This is a genomic window from Mycoplasmoides genitalium G37, assembly GCF_000027325.1.
Taxonomy (GTDB): Bacteria; Bacillota_I; Bacilli_A; order Mycoplasmatales; family Mycoplasmoidaceae; genus Mycoplasmoides; species Mycoplasmoides genitalium.
Genome location: NC_000908.2, coordinates 201,676 through 221,569, shown reverse-complemented (window position 1 = coordinate 221,569; position 19,894 = coordinate 201,676). Strand labels below are relative to the sequence as shown.

General features: G+C 35.3%; 21 protein-coding genes and 2 pseudogenes. All 23 read right to left on the bottom strand.

What is annotated here, in order from left to right; all coding sequences use genetic code 4:
- Window positions 1-6: 6 nt before the first annotated feature.
- The 23 genes and pseudogenes from MG_RS01070 to map all read right to left on the bottom strand — a co-directional run bounded on the left by MG_RS01070 (window position 7) and on the right by map (window position 19,892).
- On the bottom strand, window positions 7-963 hold the full coding sequence (locus tag MG_RS01070) for a bifunctional oligoribonuclease/PAP phosphatase NrnA (protein ID WP_009886005.1): 957 nt from the start codon (window positions 961-963) through the stop codon (window positions 7-9).
- A gap of 8 nt (window positions 964-971) precedes the next feature.
- A complete protein-coding gene (locus MG_RS02880; protein ID WP_009886004.1) occupies window positions 972-1,130 on the bottom strand; it encodes a hypothetical protein in 159 nt (52 codons plus the stop codon).
- 1 nt (window position 1,131) lies between these two features.
- Complete coding sequence (locus MG_RS01065) at window positions 1,132-2,088, bottom strand: carbohydrate ABC transporter permease (RefSeq protein ID WP_009886003.1); 957 nt, start codon at window positions 2,086-2,088, stop codon at window positions 1,132-1,134.
- Complete coding sequence (locus MG_RS01060) at window positions 2,060-3,049, bottom strand: carbohydrate ABC transporter permease (RefSeq protein WP_009886002.1); 990 nt, start codon at window positions 3,047-3,049, stop codon at window positions 2,060-2,062. Before MG_RS01060 ends, MG_RS01065 begins: the two co-directional genes overlap by 29 nt.
- A gap of 2 nt (window positions 3,050-3,051) precedes the next feature.
- Complete coding sequence (locus MG_RS01055) at window positions 3,052-4,809, bottom strand: ATP-binding cassette domain-containing protein (protein WP_010869365.1); 1,758 nt, start codon at window positions 4,807-4,809, stop codon at window positions 3,052-3,054.
- The gene (locus MG_RS01050) at window positions 4,802-5,554 is read right to left on the bottom strand and encodes a thermonuclease family protein (RefSeq protein WP_010869364.1); all 753 of its coding nucleotides are present in this window, start codon (window positions 5,552-5,554) and stop codon (window positions 4,802-4,804) included. The genes MG_RS01055 and MG_RS01050 overlap by 8 nt, the downstream gene beginning before the upstream one ends.
- A 185-nt stretch (window positions 5,555-5,739) precedes the next feature.
- Window positions 5,740-5,916: pseudogene (locus tag MG_RS03015) on the bottom strand (MgpC family cytadherence protein); the annotation flags it as partial.
- A 124-nt stretch (window positions 5,917-6,040) separates the two neighbouring features.
- Complete coding sequence (locus tag MG_RS02855; protein ID WP_318023848.1) at window positions 6,041-6,742, bottom strand: hypothetical protein; 702 nt, start codon at window positions 6,740-6,742, stop codon at window positions 6,041-6,043.
- Window positions 6,743-7,007: 265 nt separating this feature from the next.
- A pseudogene (locus MG_RS02915) lies at window positions 7,008-8,012 on the bottom strand (hypothetical protein); the annotation flags it as partial.
- A gap of 8 nt (window positions 8,013-8,020) precedes the next feature.
- The gene (locus tag MG_RS01030; RefSeq protein ID WP_009885871.1) at window positions 8,021-10,126 is read right to left on the bottom strand and encodes a P68 family surface lipoprotein; all 2,106 of its coding nucleotides are present in this window, start codon (window positions 10,124-10,126) and stop codon (window positions 8,021-8,023) included.
- Window positions 10,127-10,225: 99 nt separating this feature from the next.
- Window positions 10,226-11,179: an adenine-specific methyltransferase EcoRI family protein gene (locus tag MG_RS01025; RefSeq protein WP_010869363.1), complete on the bottom strand. Its 954-nt coding sequence runs from the start codon at window positions 11,177-11,179 to the stop codon at window positions 10,226-10,228.
- Window positions 11,180-13,003 carry an oligoendopeptidase F gene (pepF, locus tag MG_RS01020; protein WP_009885868.1) on the bottom strand — a complete coding sequence of 608 codons (1,824 nt, stop codon included), beginning with the start codon at window positions 13,001-13,003 and terminating at the stop codon, window positions 11,180-11,182.
- The gene (gene truA, locus MG_RS01015) at window positions 12,993-13,727 is read right to left on the bottom strand and encodes a tRNA pseudouridine(38-40) synthase TruA (protein ID WP_009885867.1); all 735 of its coding nucleotides are present in this window, start codon (window positions 13,725-13,727) and stop codon (window positions 12,993-12,995) included. Before truA ends, pepF begins: the two co-directional genes overlap by 11 nt.
- The gene (locus MG_RS01010) at window positions 13,720-14,982 is read right to left on the bottom strand and encodes an energy-coupling factor transporter transmembrane component T family protein (RefSeq protein WP_009885866.1); all 1,263 of its coding nucleotides are present in this window, start codon (window positions 14,980-14,982) and stop codon (window positions 13,720-13,722) included. The genes truA and MG_RS01010 overlap by 8 nt, the downstream gene beginning before the upstream one ends.
- On the bottom strand, window positions 14,975-15,889 hold the full coding sequence (locus MG_RS01005; protein ID WP_009885865.1) for an energy-coupling factor transporter ATPase: 915 nt from the start codon (window positions 15,887-15,889) through the stop codon (window positions 14,975-14,977). Before MG_RS01005 ends, MG_RS01010 begins: the two co-directional genes overlap by 8 nt.
- Window positions 15,874-16,698: an energy-coupling factor transporter ATPase gene (locus MG_RS01000; protein WP_009885864.1), complete on the bottom strand. Its 825-nt coding sequence runs from the start codon at window positions 16,696-16,698 to the stop codon at window positions 15,874-15,876. The genes MG_RS01005 and MG_RS01000 overlap by 16 nt, the downstream gene beginning before the upstream one ends.
- Window positions 16,685-17,056, bottom strand: coding sequence for a 50S ribosomal protein L17 (gene rplQ / locus MG_RS00995; RefSeq protein WP_010869362.1), 372 nt, complete (start codon window positions 17,054-17,056; stop codon window positions 16,685-16,687). Before rplQ ends, MG_RS01000 begins: the two co-directional genes overlap by 14 nt.
- A gap of 12 nt (window positions 17,057-17,068) precedes the next feature.
- Entirely contained in the window at window positions 17,069-18,055 is a 987-nt protein-coding gene (locus tag MG_RS00990) for a DNA-directed RNA polymerase subunit alpha (RefSeq protein WP_009885862.1), read from the bottom strand.
- 15 nt (window positions 18,056-18,070) lie between these two features.
- The gene (gene rpsK, locus MG_RS00985) at window positions 18,071-18,436 is read right to left on the bottom strand and encodes a 30S ribosomal protein S11 (RefSeq protein ID WP_009885861.1); all 366 of its coding nucleotides are present in this window, start codon (window positions 18,434-18,436) and stop codon (window positions 18,071-18,073) included.
- Window positions 18,436-18,810 carry a 30S ribosomal protein S13 gene (gene rpsM / locus MG_RS00980; protein ID WP_009885860.1) on the bottom strand — a complete coding sequence of 125 codons (375 nt, stop codon included), beginning with the start codon at window positions 18,808-18,810 and terminating at the stop codon, window positions 18,436-18,438. The genes rpsK and rpsM overlap by 1 nt, the downstream gene beginning before the upstream one ends.
- Entirely contained in the window at window positions 18,810-18,923 is a 114-nt protein-coding gene (gene rpmJ, locus MG_RS02805; protein ID WP_009885859.1) for a 50S ribosomal protein L36, read from the bottom strand. Before rpmJ ends, rpsM begins: the two co-directional genes overlap by 1 nt.
- A gap of 10 nt (window positions 18,924-18,933) precedes the next feature.
- Window positions 18,934-19,146 carry a translation initiation factor IF-1 gene (infA, locus tag MG_RS00975; RefSeq protein WP_009885858.1) on the bottom strand — a complete coding sequence of 71 codons (213 nt, stop codon included), beginning with the start codon at window positions 19,144-19,146 and terminating at the stop codon, window positions 18,934-18,936.
- Entirely contained in the window at window positions 19,146-19,892 is a 747-nt protein-coding gene (map, locus tag MG_RS00970; protein WP_009885857.1) for a type I methionyl aminopeptidase, read from the bottom strand. Before map ends, infA begins: the two co-directional genes overlap by 1 nt.
- Window positions 19,893-19,894 lie beyond the last annotated feature (2 nt).

Below are 19,894 nucleotides of genomic sequence, written 5' to 3'. Positions count from 1 at the left end.
ACAAACTTAATTATAAACAATTTTTTTCACACAATCACTAACAACATCACTAATTTGTTTTTTGTTAGTAATGATCGCTCCACTTGCATTATTATGTCCTCCCCCACCATACTTAATGGCTATATCTCTGACATTAATCCCATTACTCCTCAGTTCTATCCTGATCTCATTATTAGCTTGTTCAATAAAGAAAAGTCAGATCTTGTAATCTGCTATGTTACTTAACAAGTTAACTCTAGCACATTGATCTGCAGTCATTCTTAGTCTCTTTTGGATCTTTTTAGTACAGATAAAATAGATCACTTGTCCTTGGGTTTTAAAGTGGTTATAAACATACTTTTTAAACTTAAGATCTGCTAAACTAGTATGGTTTAAATGATCATGTACTATCCTTATATCAGCTTTAGCTTTATATAGTATTGCTGCTAAGTATAGTGTTCTATATGATGTATTACTATATAGAAATCTATTACTATCCGTATAGATACCTATATATAGTAAAGTAGCAGCCACTGGTGGTATGGTCCACTTCGCCACTGTGGCCATCTCCACTATCTGCTCACAACAAGCTACATAGCTTTCTTCAACAAAGTTAAAGCTAGTGTTTAGATCATCTTCATTGGGATGGTGATCAATCCTTAACACTGCTTTAAACAGGTTTTTATCTAACAGTTCTCTCAATTCAATCCTGTTTTTGTAATTAGCATCGACCACAATGGCAAGTGCTTCTTTTAAAAAGCTCTCATCAATTTGGTTGGTAAATGTCATGTTGATAAAGCTAAACAGGTTGTTGTTATTACCAACACACTTCACCTCCTTATTTTTAAAGTTAGCTTTAATGAGGTGAAACAAGCCTTGTTGTGCTCCTAAACAATCCCCATCAGGGCGCACATGGTGAAAGATAACAATCTTATCAAATTGTTTAATGGCATTAATTGCTTCAGTTATTGATCCTTTTTTCATAACAAAGATTATAAAAGTGCCCCTTCATTGATAATGGTAATGATCACTTGCGCAATGTCATAGATGGCAAACAGACAAAAGATAATCCCTAATAACACAATGATTACTAATAGTGCTAGTTTTACCCATCTGTGCATTGCACCAACCAGTTGTTTAAACTTTTGCATATTAACCCTTAATGGTGTTGGCTCTGTTTTTAATGGCATTCATAATCCTTTTATGGAACAAAAAGTAGATAATAAACATCGGAAGGATAGCTAGAATCGCTGCACTCATCTTGAGATTTAACAGCGTTCTGATCTGTTCATCACTACTGTTAGCATCCAAGATCCCTTGTTGTAACACCCACAAGTTAATGTTTAAATCCACCCTGTTGCCCAACAACAGTAATGGTCATAAATAGGAATTTCAAGCACTAAATGCAGTTAAAATCCCCACTGTTCAACTGGTAGATTTCACCATTGGTAAAGCAATCTTCAAAAAGTAGTTAAAGCCATTACACCCATCAATGAGTGCTGACTCTTTTAATTGAGATGGAATGGCTTCAAAGCTAGTACGGTACATAAACCCACTAAAAACACTGCTAACAAAGGGCATAATGAGTCCCAGAACAATCAAGGGACTGTTGGGGTTATTTCAGTTAGCAACTATTACAATCCGATACTGACCAATTAAAAGCGCAGACTCAGGCAGTATTAACACACTAAGAAAGAAAAACCACACCAGTTTTTTGTATTTTCACTTCCGTAGTGAAAAACTATAACCCATGCAAATGGTAAAAAACAATGTTAGTAACACTGAAAGTACCGTTACTAAAGTATTGACAACTATTGCATTGAGATATTTCCCATCACTTAACACCCTACTAAAGTTATCAAAGTTTCAACTATCAGGTCAAAGGATTGGGGTTCTTGTGTCTAATGCTCTTTCATCACTAGCAAAACTAACCACAACCATCAGATAAAAGGGAAAGATGACAATTAACCCAAAAAACCCCAATACCAATGTTTTGAAAACCAACGTTAAAACAATTTGTTTGATCGAGCGGGTTTTTAAGCTCAGATCAAGTTGGTAAAACTTGTGTTGATTAATTCAACTAGTAAAGCGTAAGTTGTTTTTGAACATAAAGCTGTTTAATTTTTCACTGCAACCATTCAATCAGATAAAAGCCATTACGTAACACTAACCCATAACAAACTCCCAACACAAACAACACTAAAGTAGCAGCACCTGCTAAGTTAGTATTGCCACTTTGGATCTGTTGAAAGATGTAAAGCAAGATACTATTCCCCCCATTAGCAACCGCTTCTTCAGGTTTGTTTTCAAACAAAGCCAGCGGAAAGACTTGCATCCCCCCTAAGATTAAAAGGGTAGTAAGAAAGATTAAAGTAGGACGGATGGAGGGAAGAGTAATCTTAAAGAACTGTCTTACAGGATTGGCACTATCTAAACTTGCTACCTTGTAAAGTTGGGGATTAACACTTAACATTGCTGTTGAGATAATCAACACATTAAATGCCAAGTTTTTCCACACCCCAAAGATTAAGATAGCCCACAAGGCATTAAATGTATCACGTGAACCTGAATCAAGCCACTTGGTGTTGACATTAAACACCGTGTTTAAAATACCAGAGGCAGAATCAAAGATATATACAAAGGCAATCGAGATTGCCACCCCTGAAGTTACATAGGGTAAAAAAAACACGGTCTGTCAAAACCCTCTTAACAATTTTTTGTACACAAATACTATGGCACTGGCAATAACAATAGCAATGATAATGCTAAAGGGTAAAGAGATTAGTGAATAGAGAAAACTATTGCGTAAGCCCAACACAAAGTTAGATTCACTAAACAGATCCTGAAAGGTTCGTAAACTAAAGGATTGGGAGGAGAGATCATACAGATCACTGTTAGCACTAAAACCCTTCTGTAAGCTTAAAAAGAAGGGGATAATGGTAAACAAAATTGTTGTTAAAAGCGCAGGGAGGAACAACAAAAAGGGCTTTCAGAACGGTAATGGTTGGTCTAGTAACCCTAACTGGAGGCTATGAGGTTGATTATGATGTTTTAATAACCACTTAAACATTGTTAAATCTCAATCCGTTGTTTTGTATCAATATCAAAAAAATGGAGGTTGTTAGCTTTAATAATGAAATTTAAACTATCACCTACTTTTAAGTGGCTATTCAATTCTAAGCGCATTGATAAGGTGGTATCAAACAAACTAATGGTAGCAACTAAGTGTTTACCTAAGTTTTCAATGTTAATTAGTTTAGCTTGCAAACTACTTTTGTTAGTAGTGACCACTAGTTGTTCATACCTAAACCCAACTAAGAGTTTCTCTACATTAAGCTTAAAACTCTCAGTAACTAACAGATGGTTGTTTCAAAACAACTGGTTGTTTTTGACACTACATTCAATGATGTTCATCTCAGGGGTGCCTAAAAAGCGCGCAACAAACTCATTAGCAGGTTTTAAATAAAGTTCACTGGGTGTGCCGATTTGCTGCACTTTTCCAGTTGACATACAAACAATGACATCACTAATACTCATCGCTTCTTCCTGGTCATGGGTGACAAAAACAGTGGTAATTTGTAACTCCTGTTGAAACTGTCTGATCCACTGTCTTGTCTGTACCCTTAGCTTTGCATCTAAGTTAGAGAGTGGTTCATCCATTAACAATAGTTTAGGTCTTCTGACAATTGCTCTAGCAATTGCTACGCGTTGTTGTTGTCCACCAGAAATCTTATCAGGGCGTTTGGTTAAAATCTTGGTAATCGCTAGTTTGTTAGCTACTTCAAGTGCAGTTTTGTTGATAAACTGTTTTATTGAAACAATTCTGGTTTTAATCTGTTCAATTTCATTAAGTTGAGTATCAGTTAACTTATCAGTTTTAAGTGAATAGTTTTTAATTAACTGATTGAGAAAAACCTTATATTGTTTTTTGAGTTGGTTAGGTTCAACTTTAATTAACCGTTTTAATTGCTTTAACTTAGTGTAATCACTACTCTGTTTAATTAACTTAGTTTGTTCACTAATCGCTTTTTTAACTAACTTAAGGTTTTCAACAAGGGTTTGTTTTAGTTCCACTTTAGTTTTGAAATAGTGTTTTTTTAACCGTTGTTTTTCATAACTAAAGTGTTGTTTAATTGCTTGGAGTTTGGCATTGTGTTCAACCCCACTCTTAATTGGGGTTTGTTTTTGTAACTTTCACTTTGTTTTAAACTCAGCTTCCAGTTCATTAATCTGTTTTAGAGTTTGTTTGTTGAGATTGGTAATAGCAAACTGGTGCTTACTTGGTATTAACTTAAGGTTTGCAGTTAGTTCATTTAAGTTTTTAAAAACACTAACATTAAGGTCATTAATTTGGTATTGGATCTGTTTGGGTTTTTCAATACTATCATGAAATAACTTATTGAGCTGATCAATCTCTTGAACTGATGCACCGTTGCTAGTAAGTAACAAACAGTTAATCTCATGGTTTGCAACACTGTTTTTTTCCAAAACTGCTTGTTTTCACGAGTTATCACTGTAGAGGGGGAAAACAATGTTTTCAAACACATTCATGTGCGGATAAAGTGCATAGTTTTGAAAAACTAGCCCTAGTTTACGTTCTTGGGGTGGTTTTTTGGTGACATCATAACCATTAAATAACACCTGACCACTAGTTGGTTTAATAAGTCCTGCAATAACTGCAAGTGTAGTGGTTTTACCACAACCACTAGGACCAAGTAAGCTAACTAGTTGGTGTTTTTCAACACTAAGGTTAATGTTGTCAATCGCAACTGATTCACCAAAATCAACAACGATGTTTTTCAACTCAATTGCACTCTTATTGTTAGCCATTGTTTAGTTTCAATTCATAGATGGTTAATCCCAACCCCAGTTTAGTAGAGGAAAAATCATTACTAGGAGCTAAATACCTTGTTCAACTTTGGTCAACACCGCGTTGTTGATAGACCATTGTTATTGATTGAAAACTGTTTTCTAAATAACTAAAGATGTTTTTTCTGTTGTTAAAAGCATTGTTTAAACCATTAGCTAGTTCAATCCCTACTATTTTTAGGGGATTAAATGGGTCCAAATCACTAAAAACAAAATCAAAGTCATTACCAGCAATAGGTAAAGCATGACCATTTGCTACCATTTCAACTGCAAACGATTCAAAGTGCAGTTGCAATGGATTGGTTTTGAAAAACACTGCAGCTACTTCACGATCATAGCTATAGCTATTTAGTGGTCAGATCCACACCTCACTACCAATGGGAATTAAGCTTTTGGCAAACTCAGTTGCTTTATTAGCTTCTTTAAGTTCTATCTCTGATTTGCGTTGTATAGATAAAACTGCTTTTTCAGGGGTATCAATGGCATAGATACGGATCGGTTTTTGGTGGTTATTTGCAAAGCTAACTTCCAAAGTATCCCCATCTCTTCAGTGGTTAACCCTTGCTTTTCTTAGCCTAGCTAATTGCTCGCTATTAAAGTTAAAGCGGTTGTTAACTGGTTTTTCAGCAATGCATGCAGTGGCTATGGGGCTTAAAGTTAAAAACAAAGCACCGAGCGAGAAATTTGGTTTTAAAAACCCTTTCATCTCAAAAACAACCAGTTAAGCTTGTTAGCTAAATTTACATTAATATAGTTATTTTTTGCAATTTAATTGTTCAAATTGTTAAAAAATAACAATTTATAGAGTGGGGAAGTGGTTGAAAAATTGGGTAACAATGGTTAATAAATAAGTAAATAATTTGGGTAAATTAACTTGGTGTGATTATTTAAATCCCCATAACTATTCAACGGCGTAGCGTTGATCAAGGAATTGATCTTGACAGTTGATTTTTGATCTTTTTTCACCGGATAAGCAGTTTTAATGGGTCCAGTTGTTCCACTATTTGTATGATTCCCCGAATAAGGAACAACAAAGCTGAAGGTGTCTTGGACACTGAAACTTCCCTGCATTGCTGTTCCCCCCTTCCCCAACTTCTGTTTGATGTTTTTACTAGACAACATGTTTAACAAGTTGGTCATGCTGCTCGCTGCACTTGTTGCACTTTCCGGTTCAATTAACTTGTTGTAGGTGTTATTTTGTTGATATTGACCACTTTTCACCTTGTTGGGTTGAAAGTAGAGGAAGGAGGGTAACCACATTCCTCGCCGTTGTTCCATCAAACAAAATGCCGATGCTCTCTAACGCTTGCTTGGTGTTGAGGTAACTTTTGAATTTTGAAGCGGTGTCTGATGTTCCACTTCCAGAAACACTGGGCGCATCATTTTTTGCCGTTGTTGCTTCTGTTGAACTCCACCCACTACTATCCTTCCCTTTGCCCTGCTTGGTCCCATCAATTGGTTGGTAAATTGGTCAGGATTCACTTAGTTTTCTATATGCATTGCCTTTGTCTAATTTAAATCCAGTTGAAGCATTGGGGCTGGGATTGTTGTTTAGGTCATGTTGATTACGCATCGATTGTCACTGATTTGAATTTGAGAGATGCACCTCCCTTTGGGTTTTACCCTTTTGTTTAGCCAAACTACTGTTTAAGGTATACTTGGTAAGGGGTTGTTCTAGGATCAATTCTTGCAACACTTGGTTCATCTCATTGGTAACATTTGGTAGATCTAACTGATACTTTTTCACCACGCTTCACTTGATGCCAATGTTGGTAGAGTTAGTAAACTCGACCACATAGGATGGTTTTTCACCTTGACTAGTTGAATCAAAACTAATGTTGTTACTGCCACTTGACTCATACTTAACTTTTACATCCCTAGACTTGAACAACACAAACAGGTTGGTGTTATGGATGGTTTGTGATAATAGGGGTAAAGGTTTTATTAATTAAATTAAGGATAAAAATCAAGAAATTTTTAAATATTAAACAAATAAAAAAACTAAGAAAAACCTAACGCTTTTTTAACTATTGAATAAATAAATTAAGAAAATTTGCGACTTCTTTGACCAATAAACTGATAAAAATTTGAGACTTTCTTAAATATTAAACAAATAAAAAACTAAGAAAAATTCAAAACTTTTTTAACTATTAAAGTAAATAAAGATTTGATAAAAACATAATAAAACCACCATTCACCTCCCCAAACCCAGGTAAATTCCCATCTTTTTCATTCGTTTTATCCCACTTCTGCTCACTCGTATGGGTAAACTCATTCCCACTTCCTCCACTCTTATTGATCAAGACCGGGATAGTTCCTAGTAAGCTTCTGAGCAACAGTTGATTGCGCTGCGGGTTATTCTTATTAGTAAAAGTCAATGCGTTGATCCAGTCACTGGTGGGACTGATGGAGTTTGGTAAATTGTCATACGTTGTTTTTTTGGCTGGGGAGCCACCACCTTGAGTGACTTTATTATCATCTGAATTGGGATTAAACTGTTGACTACTATTGCTAGGTTTCACCTGTTCAAAAGGAATGCCGTTATTGTTGTTATTAGCTTTTCTATAACCTGCTCCTGTTCAGATGTCAGGTGAAAAGTTAGGTATAAACACCCACCGGGTGTTTTGCTGATTTAAATGTTGAGTGATCATTGATTTAACCCCAACATTGATGTTAGAAAAAGTGGGGAGGGGGGTTGAGGAAGCGGAAGTTGAAGGGGAGGGGGAGTTGGAGAAAGCCCCCATCCCCCTATTATCTTTTATTTGCTCGGTAGTCAACAATGGTTTTCAGGCCTTGTCTCCTGCAAACTCCCCATTCGCAGCTAACTTCACCTCTGTCCCACTACTGTTCTTATGTTTCAGTGGCTTTTTAGCAAAGTCGTTTTTTGCTAGTTCGCCTTGATTGACATTACTGCCTTTCTCCACCTCTATCTTAAGGGCCTTGCGAGGAGATGTAGCCCCACTACTCATCGATGAAGCAGTTGTTTCGAGTTTCTCACTGTCTTTGTTTGAATCCTTCACCGGACTATCTTTTTGCAACCTTTGGGTGGGGTTGAAAGAGGAAGAAGATTCCACTTCCAAACTCTCTTTGACTACTTGGTTATTCAGGTTGTGATACTCCACTACCACCTTAGGCACTAGTAACAGAAAATAGAGGTTGGGGGAATAAATTATTAGATGTTTTTAACATCACTACCAAGATAGTCTGTTAAATCATTGATAAAACTATCAAAATCAATGCTGTGGTTGTTAATTGCAGCATTTAAATTACTCTTAACACCATCACGTACTTTGTTGGATAAAAAATCAGCAGGTTCTGCAAATTTAGTTACATTTTTATCAGCAAACTGACTAACTGCAGTTTTAACAAACTCATTGTAACTGTTAGTATTATTTAGCCTATTTTTAAAAGGTAAAAGATAAGAAGCTTTATCAGCTACATATTCTGCAGGAGTTTTAATAGAATTTTCTTCCCATTGGACTTTAGTATTCAGATACCAATTCACAAACTTTTTGGTTTCAATATCCTCTCTTTCATTTGCATGGATCCCTATTAAACTAGGACCTTGCACTAAAGCAATAGGAAATGGATCAGTGCTCTCAAAGCGTTGGGGTGCTTTTAGAACTATTGCCTCTTTTTCTTGTAAGGTGCTAATCTTAGCATTAGTTGTTTCAGTAGCATTAATAATGATTTTGGCAGTTTTGCCATTAAGTTTACCAACATCAAAGATTGCTTTTTGATCTGCATTCACAGTTGTAAATGCTAAAAAGGTTTTGTTTTGTTTTGTTTGGGAAGTTTCACTAGCACTTTTTGCACTAACTTGCGATTTTAAACTCTTAAGATGGTTGATTAAAGTTTCATCTTTGATTAACAAAGCATCAACACCAATTTGTTTATTACTATCCACTTGCTTTTCATAGAGTGAAACTTGTTTACTATTTTCCAGTGATACAGTACCAATTAGGTTACTGTTGTTATCACTATCACTACTTAAATTAACCTCAAAAACACTCTTATTGTTTTTGTTTTCAATTGTCTTGTCATTAACTATTAAACGCTTTACACTATCACTTGCAAATGAATAGGGAAAGCGTGCAGTTGAAGAGGTGTAAAAAGCTAATTGGTTAAACTTAGCATAGTCATTAACTGGGGTGTTAAAGTGTGCATTTGAGATTAAACCGTTTTGATCAATTAAGGATTTGAAGCTGTTAAAGATAGTTTTAAGGTTTTGAAATGCAGTTGAGGATTTATTAAAAAAGTTACTGAAATTAATTCGCTGGTTTTTGATGTTAAAAAGAAAGTTATTGTAATCAGCTTTTCCAGAAGCAAATAAAGCAGTATATAAGGCATTTTCCAAACTACCAATCCCAAATACAGCTTGTACTTCCTCCCCTTTTTTAGTGGTAGTTTGCAGTTTTGTAAAGGATTTTGCAATCCTGGTGGCAAAGTCATTTAGGTCTTTTCAATTGTTAAAAACACTAGCTTTAAAGGTGTAATTTTTCAACCCTCCATCAACTTCTTGATAATCACCCCAAATCTTTTTAATCTCTGTATCACTAGCTTGGGTTTGGTTAGATTCTGATGAATTACTTTTTAAAACTTGGGTTTCATTAGTTTGAGCATTCATTTTTGCTGCAGCTTCTAATTTAGTTCATAAACTTGATGTTTCACTATCACTAGCAACAACCATTGTTCCCTTATTGCTATTATTGCTAGCTGAATGGGTTGAAAGGGTGGTGTTACTATCTTTTTTAGCACTACTTAAAATGTAATGTAACACCGGTCCATTTAAAACTAAAACTTCACCTGATACAGTAGCAGGTAAAGCATAGATGCTATTTGGATTAACATTGGAAATATTATTGTTAAAACTAAGAAAACTAGGATCAAAATTACTAGTATCAACCGTATCAAAGCTCAACTCCATCTGGCTTCTTGAGAGGATTGAAACTACATCACTATAGTTAAAAGTAAGGTTATAAAAGTTATTTTTATCCTTAGCTAGCAGTTTAGCTTGCAGATCCTTTTTGCCATTAGAATAACTGCCCCTACTATCAAGTGAAACCAGTTCCACTGGATAATCATTAGGATCTTTTTGTGAATTATATTTACTGATGATAGTAGTAAGCGAGCCACTAGCGGAAGCTGAAGTTACAGTTGCTAGTTTAATCTTGCCATCATCAACTTGATCAAACCTATAAACAGCACTACAAGCAGTTGTAAATAGGGCAATTGGACCCAACACACTGCTTGATAAAAAAAATAGTTTGAATTTCATTTATCAACATGGTTCGTTGACAGCAGTGTGCTATCAAAAAACAATTTAGCAAAATTAAGCTAACTTTTGTAAAAACAGAGTTGTTAAATGTTGAAAAAACTAAATTTGTTGTTTTTTAATTATTACCCTTACATACCTTCTTTTACCATTAACATTTCTCACATCACCCTGATTTAATTTCACAAAGGCATTTGTTTTTAATGTATCTAAGGTAGCATAAGGGTTAGCAAGACAATCAACTAATTCAAACTGCTTGGGGTTGTAACAGTTTAAAAAGGTTAAAGGAACTCCCATCAATCCATTTCAATCCATAGGGATGTTTTTAATCTTGTTGACATAAATAGCATCATACCAATCAAACTTGGGATAGTTTTTTTCGTTGTTTTTATAAAAACAGTTGGTATTTAAAAAGGGGTTATAATGTGGTTTTCCTAAATTAGTAAACCAAGAGATACCTGCTATCTTTTGGAAACACTTGCCATTTTTTGTAAAAAAGTTACTAGTTTTGGGGTTATAAAGTTGATAGTCACTGTTAACTGAAAAACTCATTGTTTTATTAACGGTATAGCCAAACCACAACTTGTTAGTTTTAAAGTAGGTAAAAATATGGTTATAGCTAACTGCTGCATTTAACCCTAAAACCAGAAACTGCTTGTTGTGTTGTATTAACAGATCAATGAAACTTTGAAACAAACTAAAGGGTGGATTTGTTACAACTATATCTGCTTGTTTTAACACTTCAATCGATTCATCAGAACTAAAATCACCATTACCCTTTAATTTGGTTTTAGTTACTTTATTTCCATCAAAAGTGAACTTGTCAGCTTGTGAGAGATTATTAAAACTAAACCCAATGAGTTTTTTTAGTTGTAACTGGTTAAAGTTAGTTTGAAAAAACTGAAAAAAATGGGAATTTTTACCATCATTACAGTTACAAAAAATGGTTTTATTTGCAAACTGCTTTTGGTAGTTAATTACTTCGTTTTCAATCTCATCAATTAAAGTAAAAAACTCGTTATTCTTGGCCTTTTTAGCGCGGTTAAAATGGTGCACTTATTTTTGGAGTTTTTTAAAGCTTTGTTTCACAATTTTAAGCCAACGCTTTACTTCGTTATGTGCTTCTTGTCAGGGTTGGGGTGAAGTAAGGTCAATCCCTAAGAGTTTAATGGTTTCAAGTGGCGCTAAACTAGAACCTGAACTGAGGAATTTAAAGTAATTATCTTTCATCTTTTTATCACCACTATTAATTTTTTTAGCTACTAAAATACCTGCAACTTGGCCAATGGCATACTTGTAAACATAGAAGTTACCTGCATAAAAATGGGGGATAGCAATGATGTGTGACAATGATTTTTGATACTGGGTCTTTTTTAGTTTATTAGCAACTACTTCAGGTTTAAAACCTTGGTATTTAACCGCAGTATTTGCATAAATTTTAATCAAAGTTTTAAAGTCAGGTTTCTGGTTAACTCTGATTAAATAAAGCGTATCTTTTTCAAATTGTGAAAACATTATTTGTCTTGTAGTAGCGCCAAAAAAATGGTTGATTTGACTCAATAAACTAGCAATTAACTGCTTGTGGTTATTTTTATAAAGTTGCAGCTCATAATAACACAACAACAGTTCATTGGCAATAGAAGCAATCTCAGCATAAAAGATAGTAGGATCGATGTTTTGGGATTGGTGTTGTGATGCATACCAAGAGTGAACTGAATGACCAAGTTCATGTACCAACGTATTTAGTGATGATTTGGTTTTATCAAAGTTCATTAAGATAAAAAAGTGCTCTAAGCCCTTAACATTGGAGATTGAATATGCCCCTGTGTACTTGTTTTTATCTGCTAGTCAATCAATCCAGTTTTCATTAAAAGCCTTTTTAACTATCTTGATGTAGTTGTCACCAAGTAGATCTAAAACTTTTAGTGCATCTTGTTTAGCTTGTTCAATCGTGTATGATTTTTTAGTTTTAAAAAGTGTTAGGGTAAGATCATATGGTTCAACTTTATTGACTTTTAAAACATGTTTATAAATCTGTTTTTTTAAGCGAATAAATGCTTGAAAGGTTTTGGCAAACTGAGCTACTTGTTGGTAAACAAAATCAATAAAACCAACTTCAATCTCATCATTAAAAGCAGTTTGGGCAATGTAACTAGGATGGTTCTTTAGTTTAGCGAAGTTCTCTAGTTGGATGTAATTTTCCACCAAACTTAAACTTAAGCTGTTTCTATTAGTTCAATAAATTTCAATCCACTTCTCATAACAAGCTTTTCTAATCCCCCTGTTAGTGTTTTCAAGTAAGGACTGATAATCACTCACACTGTTAATCGGATATTTTTTGTTTTGATAAACAACAGGTTGCAAGTTTAAATCAGCAGTTGAAAGGATGTTAAAAATCCGTTCTGCTTGGTTAAAACAAGGGTTAATTTGACTCAATAAACTCTGGGTTTGACTAGATAGTTGGTGGGGTTTATCGCGAAAAACTAACATTAAGTTGCGCTTGTAAACCGCTAGCTTTGGATCAGTTAAATAATCCTTAATGAGTTTTTCATGGTTATATAACTCCTGTTGCAGTGTACTGAAAGCAAGGTTATGGTTATTTTTAAAACTCTGGTATGCAAAAATTGCATCATTAACCTCCTTATCCAAGTTATTTTCATTCTGCTTGTTATAAAGGTAGTTAGTGTAACGATTTTCAAGTTCAGTGAACTTATCATCGATTGCTAAAAACTGTTCAAAGCTAGTTTTATTTGTAAAACACAACCCGTTGTTATAAGCTTTAATTAACGCTTCACTAACTGTTTGAATTTTTAAAAAATTTGCTTGTAAGCTTTGGTTGTTTAATAAAACTGATAGATCCCACTTGTAACTATTTTTCATATACCACTGTTTTCAGATACAAACCACAACTAGGGGCTTTAACAACACAACTCCCTTTCTTGGGGTGTTCAAACAATTTTGCAACTGTTTCAAGTGCCATTTTATTAGTGTTTAAATTCACTAAACAAGCAACTATCATCCTCACTTGACTCCTGAGAAAACCACTGCCAAAAAAAGTTAGTCTAACTAGTTGGTTAGTTTCTTTTTGTATGGTAATTTTACTAATTGTGCGAATTGAATCAGTGTGAATCGAACTACTGAAGCTAAGAAAGTTTTTCTTACCTAAAAATAAAGTGGCATCAGCTTTGAGTTTTTCAAGATCCAATTGCTGGTTTAACTGCCAAACATAGTTAAATTGCAACGGATTTAAATTCCCACAGTTAATCAGATATTCATACACCTTGGTTTTAACTTGAAACCGCGCATGAAAGCTATCGTTAACCAATACCAAGGTTTTAACTATACAGTGGGGCTTAATCAACTGGTTAATTTTTCTAATTAACAAATTGAGATTAATTTCACCATTAATATCAACATGAAAGGTTTGGTTGATGGCATGTACCCCTTTATCAGTTCTACCTGAACCAATTACCTTTATCTTTCTGCCAATGATTAATGAAAAACTTTGCTCCAATAAACCTTGGATAGTAGCTAGGTTTGGTTGAATCGCTCACCCTTTAAAGTAACTGCCATCATAACTAACAATCCCCAAGTACCTAGCCACTTACCTTCAGATCCCTGATTACCTGTTCATTAATCTTTCCTGTTAATAACCATTCTGGTGTACCTAGATCCAAAAAGACCGCTCCTCTAATAGTTAAAAAGATAATCACAACAAACCAAGCAAAAACCAAAAATAACGCTAAAATATCAATCCAAGTGATTTTGTATTGTCTATAACTACTGCGCTTCTTTGCAGGGTGATAACCCCTTGCTTCCATTGCACTAGCAAGTTCAGAGGCATTGCGAAAGGCAATGGAAACCATTGGCACTACTAACGAAGAGAGTGAACGCATCTTCACTAAAAATCCCCCATTTCGAAAGTCTAAACCCCTGGAGGCTTGGGCATTTAAGATCCGTTGTGATTCTAGTAACAAGGAAGGGACAAACCTAATGGCAATGGCAATGGTCATTGCAAAGACATTAACAGGTATTTTAATGAGTTTTAAAGGTCATAATAACCTTTCAATCCCATATGCTAGTTCAACTGAACTTGAAGTGGAAGTGAGTACAGTTGCAAATAAGATCATAATTAGGATCTTTTGGGTGACATAGAATGCTAAGATAACTGCTCTTAACGTTAAAACATAACTAGCATTTGCTAGAAAAGGGGTGAGTTTAAAGAGTTGGGTTGTTGGGTTAAAATCAACAACAAACCCAGCAAAATTTGCCCCCCAACTTCTCGCTAAATAAAGGTTTAAATTGTGATCTAAAAAAGCACTCAGAATTTTGTCTTTGCTTAAACCATTGCCATTGTTTGCTAGCATACTTGCTAAACTATCAATGCCCTTTACTTTGGTGTAACTATCAGCATTGTTAGCTTTATAGAAAAAATCAAGTTGATTTAAGTTGGTTAAATTACCCCTGTTAAAAGCAAAAACCTGGGAAAAAACATTATCTTGATAGTTAAACAAACTAATGTTTCAAAAGCTAAACTTGCTGTTATCAATGGCTGGTAAACTGTTAAGTTGATCACTAGTAAGATAAAACCCTGGATCACGAAAGGTAAACCAGTTTACAAATAACAACAAGAGAAATAACAGCGTAATTGACTTAATTGCTGAACTGTAAAACCGCCCCGGGAGTTTAGCAATAAAAAAAACAAAGGTAACAAAAAGAAAGATAACACTTTGAAAAACAAAGCCAATTGGTACAAATACCAAGATAACTAACAGTAAAAAGATTACTAGTTTAGTAGTTGGATGCAGCTTGTGAACAAAGCTGTTTCTTGGGATATAGCCATTAATAAAGTTATCCATGGTTTGCTATAGTCTTGTTAATTGCTGATGCAAGCTGTTCTAGGTTCTTTGGTTGCAACTCAATTAACTTATTAAAGTGAGCATTAATCGCAATTAGATCTTTGATCACTTGGATCACAGGGGGGAGAACAATCGTTGTTTTTTCAAGGAAAGTTTGGTCCATAAACACTTCATATGGACTAGCAGCTTTTACTAGTTTACCCTTAGCTAAAACCAAAACCACATCAGCCACCTCAAGGACATTTTCCATCTGGTGGGTGATCATAAATACCGTTCTTTGTTGTTGTTTGGCAGTTTTAATTAACTGCATCATCTCCCTTTCCCCTTCAGGATCAAGCCCAGCAGTTGGTTCATCAAAGATTAGAATTTCTGGTTCAATTGCAAGTATACCAGCAATCGCTACCCTTCTTTTCTGCCCCCCACTCAATTCAAAGGGATTACGTTCTAAAAAAGGGTATTTTAACCCCATCATCTCCAGATAATAAGCCGCTTTTTGGCGCGCATCATACTTGGATTGACCTAATGCTACTGGACCAAACATAATGTCTTTTTCCACGGTATCTTTAAACAATTGGTACTCAGGAAACTGGAAAACAATTGAGATAGTTTTTCGCAGTTTTTTAAAGTTCTTAATCTTGCGTTGTTTAGCACCAATATAGATATCTTTAACCCAAATATCACCTTGGTTGGGTTTTATCAACCCATTGAAGTGGTTAACAAGGGTTGATTTACCACTGCCACTATCACCAATAATACAGTAAATTTGGTTCTTTTGAAAGGTATAGGAAAAATCATCAATCACCTTAATGGGATTGTTAGTTTTACTGTTAAAAACACATGATAAGTGACTAACTGCTAAAATCTCATCTGCTTTTAAAGGGTTAATTGGGACTATCTTTTTTTTCACAGCTTGGCAATTGATTTAATCAGGGTTTGGTAATCAATTGTACTAGTGATCCCTCTTATCTTGGTTGAAAGACTGAGTGAAAAAGGGATGTCTAAACGGATTTTTTGTAACTCTTGTTCACTAGTGAAAACTTCAACAGGTTTACCTTGTTTGATCAGTTTGCCCTCATTCATTACTAACACCTTATCAGCTTTAGTAACTTCTTCCATATCATGGGTAATTGAGATCACACACTTGCCCTGTTTGGCTAGTTTAACCATAAACTGCTTAATCGTTTTTTTAGCTTTAGGATCTAACATCGCAGTTGATTCATCAAAGATGATAATAGCAGGATTTAGTGCTAAAACAGATGCAATTGCTACCCGTTGTTTTTGTCCCCCTGATAGGTTATGGGGTTCTTGTTTAATAAACCCATCAGTTTGGGTTTGTAGGGTAACTTCATCAATAATGGCTTTTATCTTCTGTCTTGAAAAACACTTGTTTTCAAGCCCAAAGGCAATGTCATCTTCAACAGTGATCCCAATAAACTGGTTATCAGGGTTTTGAAAGATGATCCCAATGTTATTTCTCAAGTAACTAACATTATCAAAATCAACTGTTTTACCAAAGATCTTAATCTCACCTGCCTGGGGCTTTAATAACCCTGTTAACAGTTTGGAAATGGTTGATTTACCACTGCCATTATGACCAACAATACAAACATATTCCCCCTCATAAACACTAAAAGATAGTTCCCTAATTAATGGCAGTTCATTATAGGAAAAAGCAACATTAATAAAACTACAAGCAGCTTGTTTAGTTGGTAGCATCTATCAGCTGTAAGATCGCCATTTCAGTACTATCACCCCTTCTAACTCCCAACTTTAACACTCTACTATAACCACCATTACGCTTTAAAAAACGTGGTGCTACTTTTTTAAAAAGGTGGTTTGTGAGTTGATCTACATCTAATGAATTGGTATTTAATAACCACTTTTTAACAGCCCTGCGGTTGTTAAAGTTATCAACTTTAGCAATGGTAATAATCTTCTCTAACCTTTTTTGGGTGTTCTTAGCTTTTTTTAAAGTGGTTTGAATCTTTCCATAACTTAACACTGCACTCACTTGCTGACGCACTGTCATCACTCTTCAAGCTGTGGTTTTCCCCTCTTTATTAATGTATGACATAGCTCTATTTTATTAAGAACGGAATTTTAAACCTAACTCTTGCACCTTTTTGATAATCTCCCGTTCTGATTTCTTACCTAGGTTTCTAATCTCTCTAATGTCAGTTAATGACTTTGATAGTAACTCTTGGAGTGTGTGGATCCCACTTCTTTTCAAACAGTTAAAGGTTCTAACAGTAAAGTCAAGTTCTTCAATTTGCTTGGCAAATGATTTCACCTTTCTTTCCTCTGCTTTCTCTTGGATAATTGTTAAATTCTTAATTGACTCATTGACACTTACAATTGGGTTTAAGTGTTCAATTAGGATCTTTGCTGCCATAGCAAACGCATCCACTGCTTTAATTGCACCGTTAGTAGCAATCTTAAAGGTGAGATGGTCAGTTAACTTTTGTTTGGAAGTTTTCACCTCTTGAACTTCATAACCACAGTGTAAAACCGGGGAAAAGTTAGCATCTGTAGCAATAATGCCAAGCGAATTGATCAATTCTCTGTTTTCAAGAAAGCTAGTAAAGCCCCTACCCTGTTTAACATAAACACTGACTGTTAGTTTCATGTCCTTTTGTAAAGAGAAGAGATAAAGGTCCTTATTAATCACTTCAAAACCAGCTGGACACTCAAGATCCTTTGCATATACTGCACCCTTTTTTTCAGCAGTAACTTTTAAAACTGGTCACCTTTCTAAGGGTGGTTCGATCATCTCCCCATCTTCAAACAAAAGATCAGAGATTCTCACCACTAGTTGCTTGAAGTTTAACACCATTTCAGTCACATCTTCCAACACACCCTCCACATTACTAAACTCTTGTTTTACCCCACTAATGGCAATGGCAAACACACTAGCGCCTGGGATACAACTAAGTAACACTCGGCGCATCGCATTACCAATGGTAATCCCAAATCCTGATTCTAACGGTGCTACTTCAAAGATCCCATAGTTAGGGTTAGTGTTGGTTGGTTGGTTGTTGTTAACCTTAATTTCGTACTTTAAAAATTTTTCCATAAGTTGTTGTTTTGATTAGCGCGGACGCTTAGGAGGCTTGCAGCCATTGTGGGGAATAGGGGTTTTTTCATTGATTTCTGTGATCGTAATCCCAGCATTAGCAAAGCTTCTAATCGTGGTGTCTTTTCCTCTACCTGTTCCCTTCAGATACATCTTAACACTCCCCATTCCCATCTCTTTCACAGTTTTAGCCACCTTATCAGCTGCTACCCCTGCTGAGTAAGGGGTTTTCTTTCTAAAACCTTTGAATCCTACTGTACCACTGCTCGCTCAGCACAAGACATTACCACTGGGATCAGTGGCTGATACTATGGTATTGTTAGGTGAACAGGAGACATGGATCAAACCACTGGGAACATTAATCTTTTTTTTCTTAGCCATTACTTACTTTCAATTTTCTTGTTAGCCACTGTTTTTCTAGGGCCTTTTCTGGTTCTTGCGTTGGTTCTAGTGCGTTGTCCTCTTACTGGCAGGTTTTTTCTGTGTCTAATCCCTTTTCAAGAACCGATCTCTGTTAGGTGTTTGATGTTTAAAGCAATCTCTCTTCTCAAATCACCCTCAATCTTGTAACCGCTTGCTGCGTTTCTAATCGCAACAAGTTCCTCTTCACTCAGATCTTTAACGCGTTTATCAGGGTTAATCTTTGCTTTTTTTAAGATTGTTTTTGCACTTGACAAACCAATCCCAAAGATGTATGTTAAAGCTATCTCGATCCGTTTTTGGTTGGGGATATCAATCCCTAAGATTCGTGCCATTATCCTTGCCTTTGCTTGTGTTTTTTGGTTTTGCAGATCACCCTTAAGATGCGGTGACGTTTGATGATCTTACAATCTTTACAAATTGGTTTTACGCTTGCTCTAACCTTCATAATATTTTAATTATTTTCTTTGGGTTATCCTACCTAGTTTCAAATCATAGGGAGAAAATTCCACCTCAACAACATCCCCAGGGAGAATCTTGGTTCTTTTCATCTTCATTTTACCTGCTAGATGTGCATCAACCTCAACATTGTTTTCAAGCATCACCCGGTACTTATCACCATGGATAATTTCCAGTATCTTACCTGTTAGAAAGAGTTTATCGTTTTTCATTAGTTAGTTAAACATTCAAAGCCGTTGTTTGTGATGTGATACATCTGTTCCACATGACAGTTAAACTTACTCTTTAAAGTTAGTACATTCCAGTTGTTAGCTGCCATTGTTATCTCACTACTATCAGTCATAACCATCGGTTCAATACAGATTACCATCCCCTCTTGTAACCTAACGCCCTGGTTTTTCTCTCCCCAGTTTAAGATTAAAGGATCTTCATGGATCTTAATCCCACAACCATGACCCCCAAACTCTTTGACAAGAAAATAGCCCTTGTTTTCAAAGTAAGTTTGGATCGCATTGGATAAATTACCAATCGGATTGTTAACAAATAGCTCAGGTTCAATTACCTTACTAAATGCTTGTTCAACATCATTTAACAGTTTTACTGCCTTTGGATCAGCTTTATTACCAAGTAAAGTGAAAGCTGCATCACAAAGATAACCATGATAGTCTATCCCAATGTCAAGCGTTAGTTTATCACTATCTTTAAAAACAGTTTGATCGGCAACTCCATGGATAACCGTTTGGTTTAACGATAGACAGTTAAAACCAGGGAAACCTAGATAACCATGAAACGCACATTTAGCTTGTTTTTGTTCAATGAATTGTTTGATTAAACGATCAATGGTAACCAACTTTTTGCCAAGTAACTTTTCAATTGTAAAATATGCCTTAACTGCTTTGAAGATTGCACATGCTTTTTTAATCCCTGCAACTTCATTTGCAGATTTGAGATAGATCATCT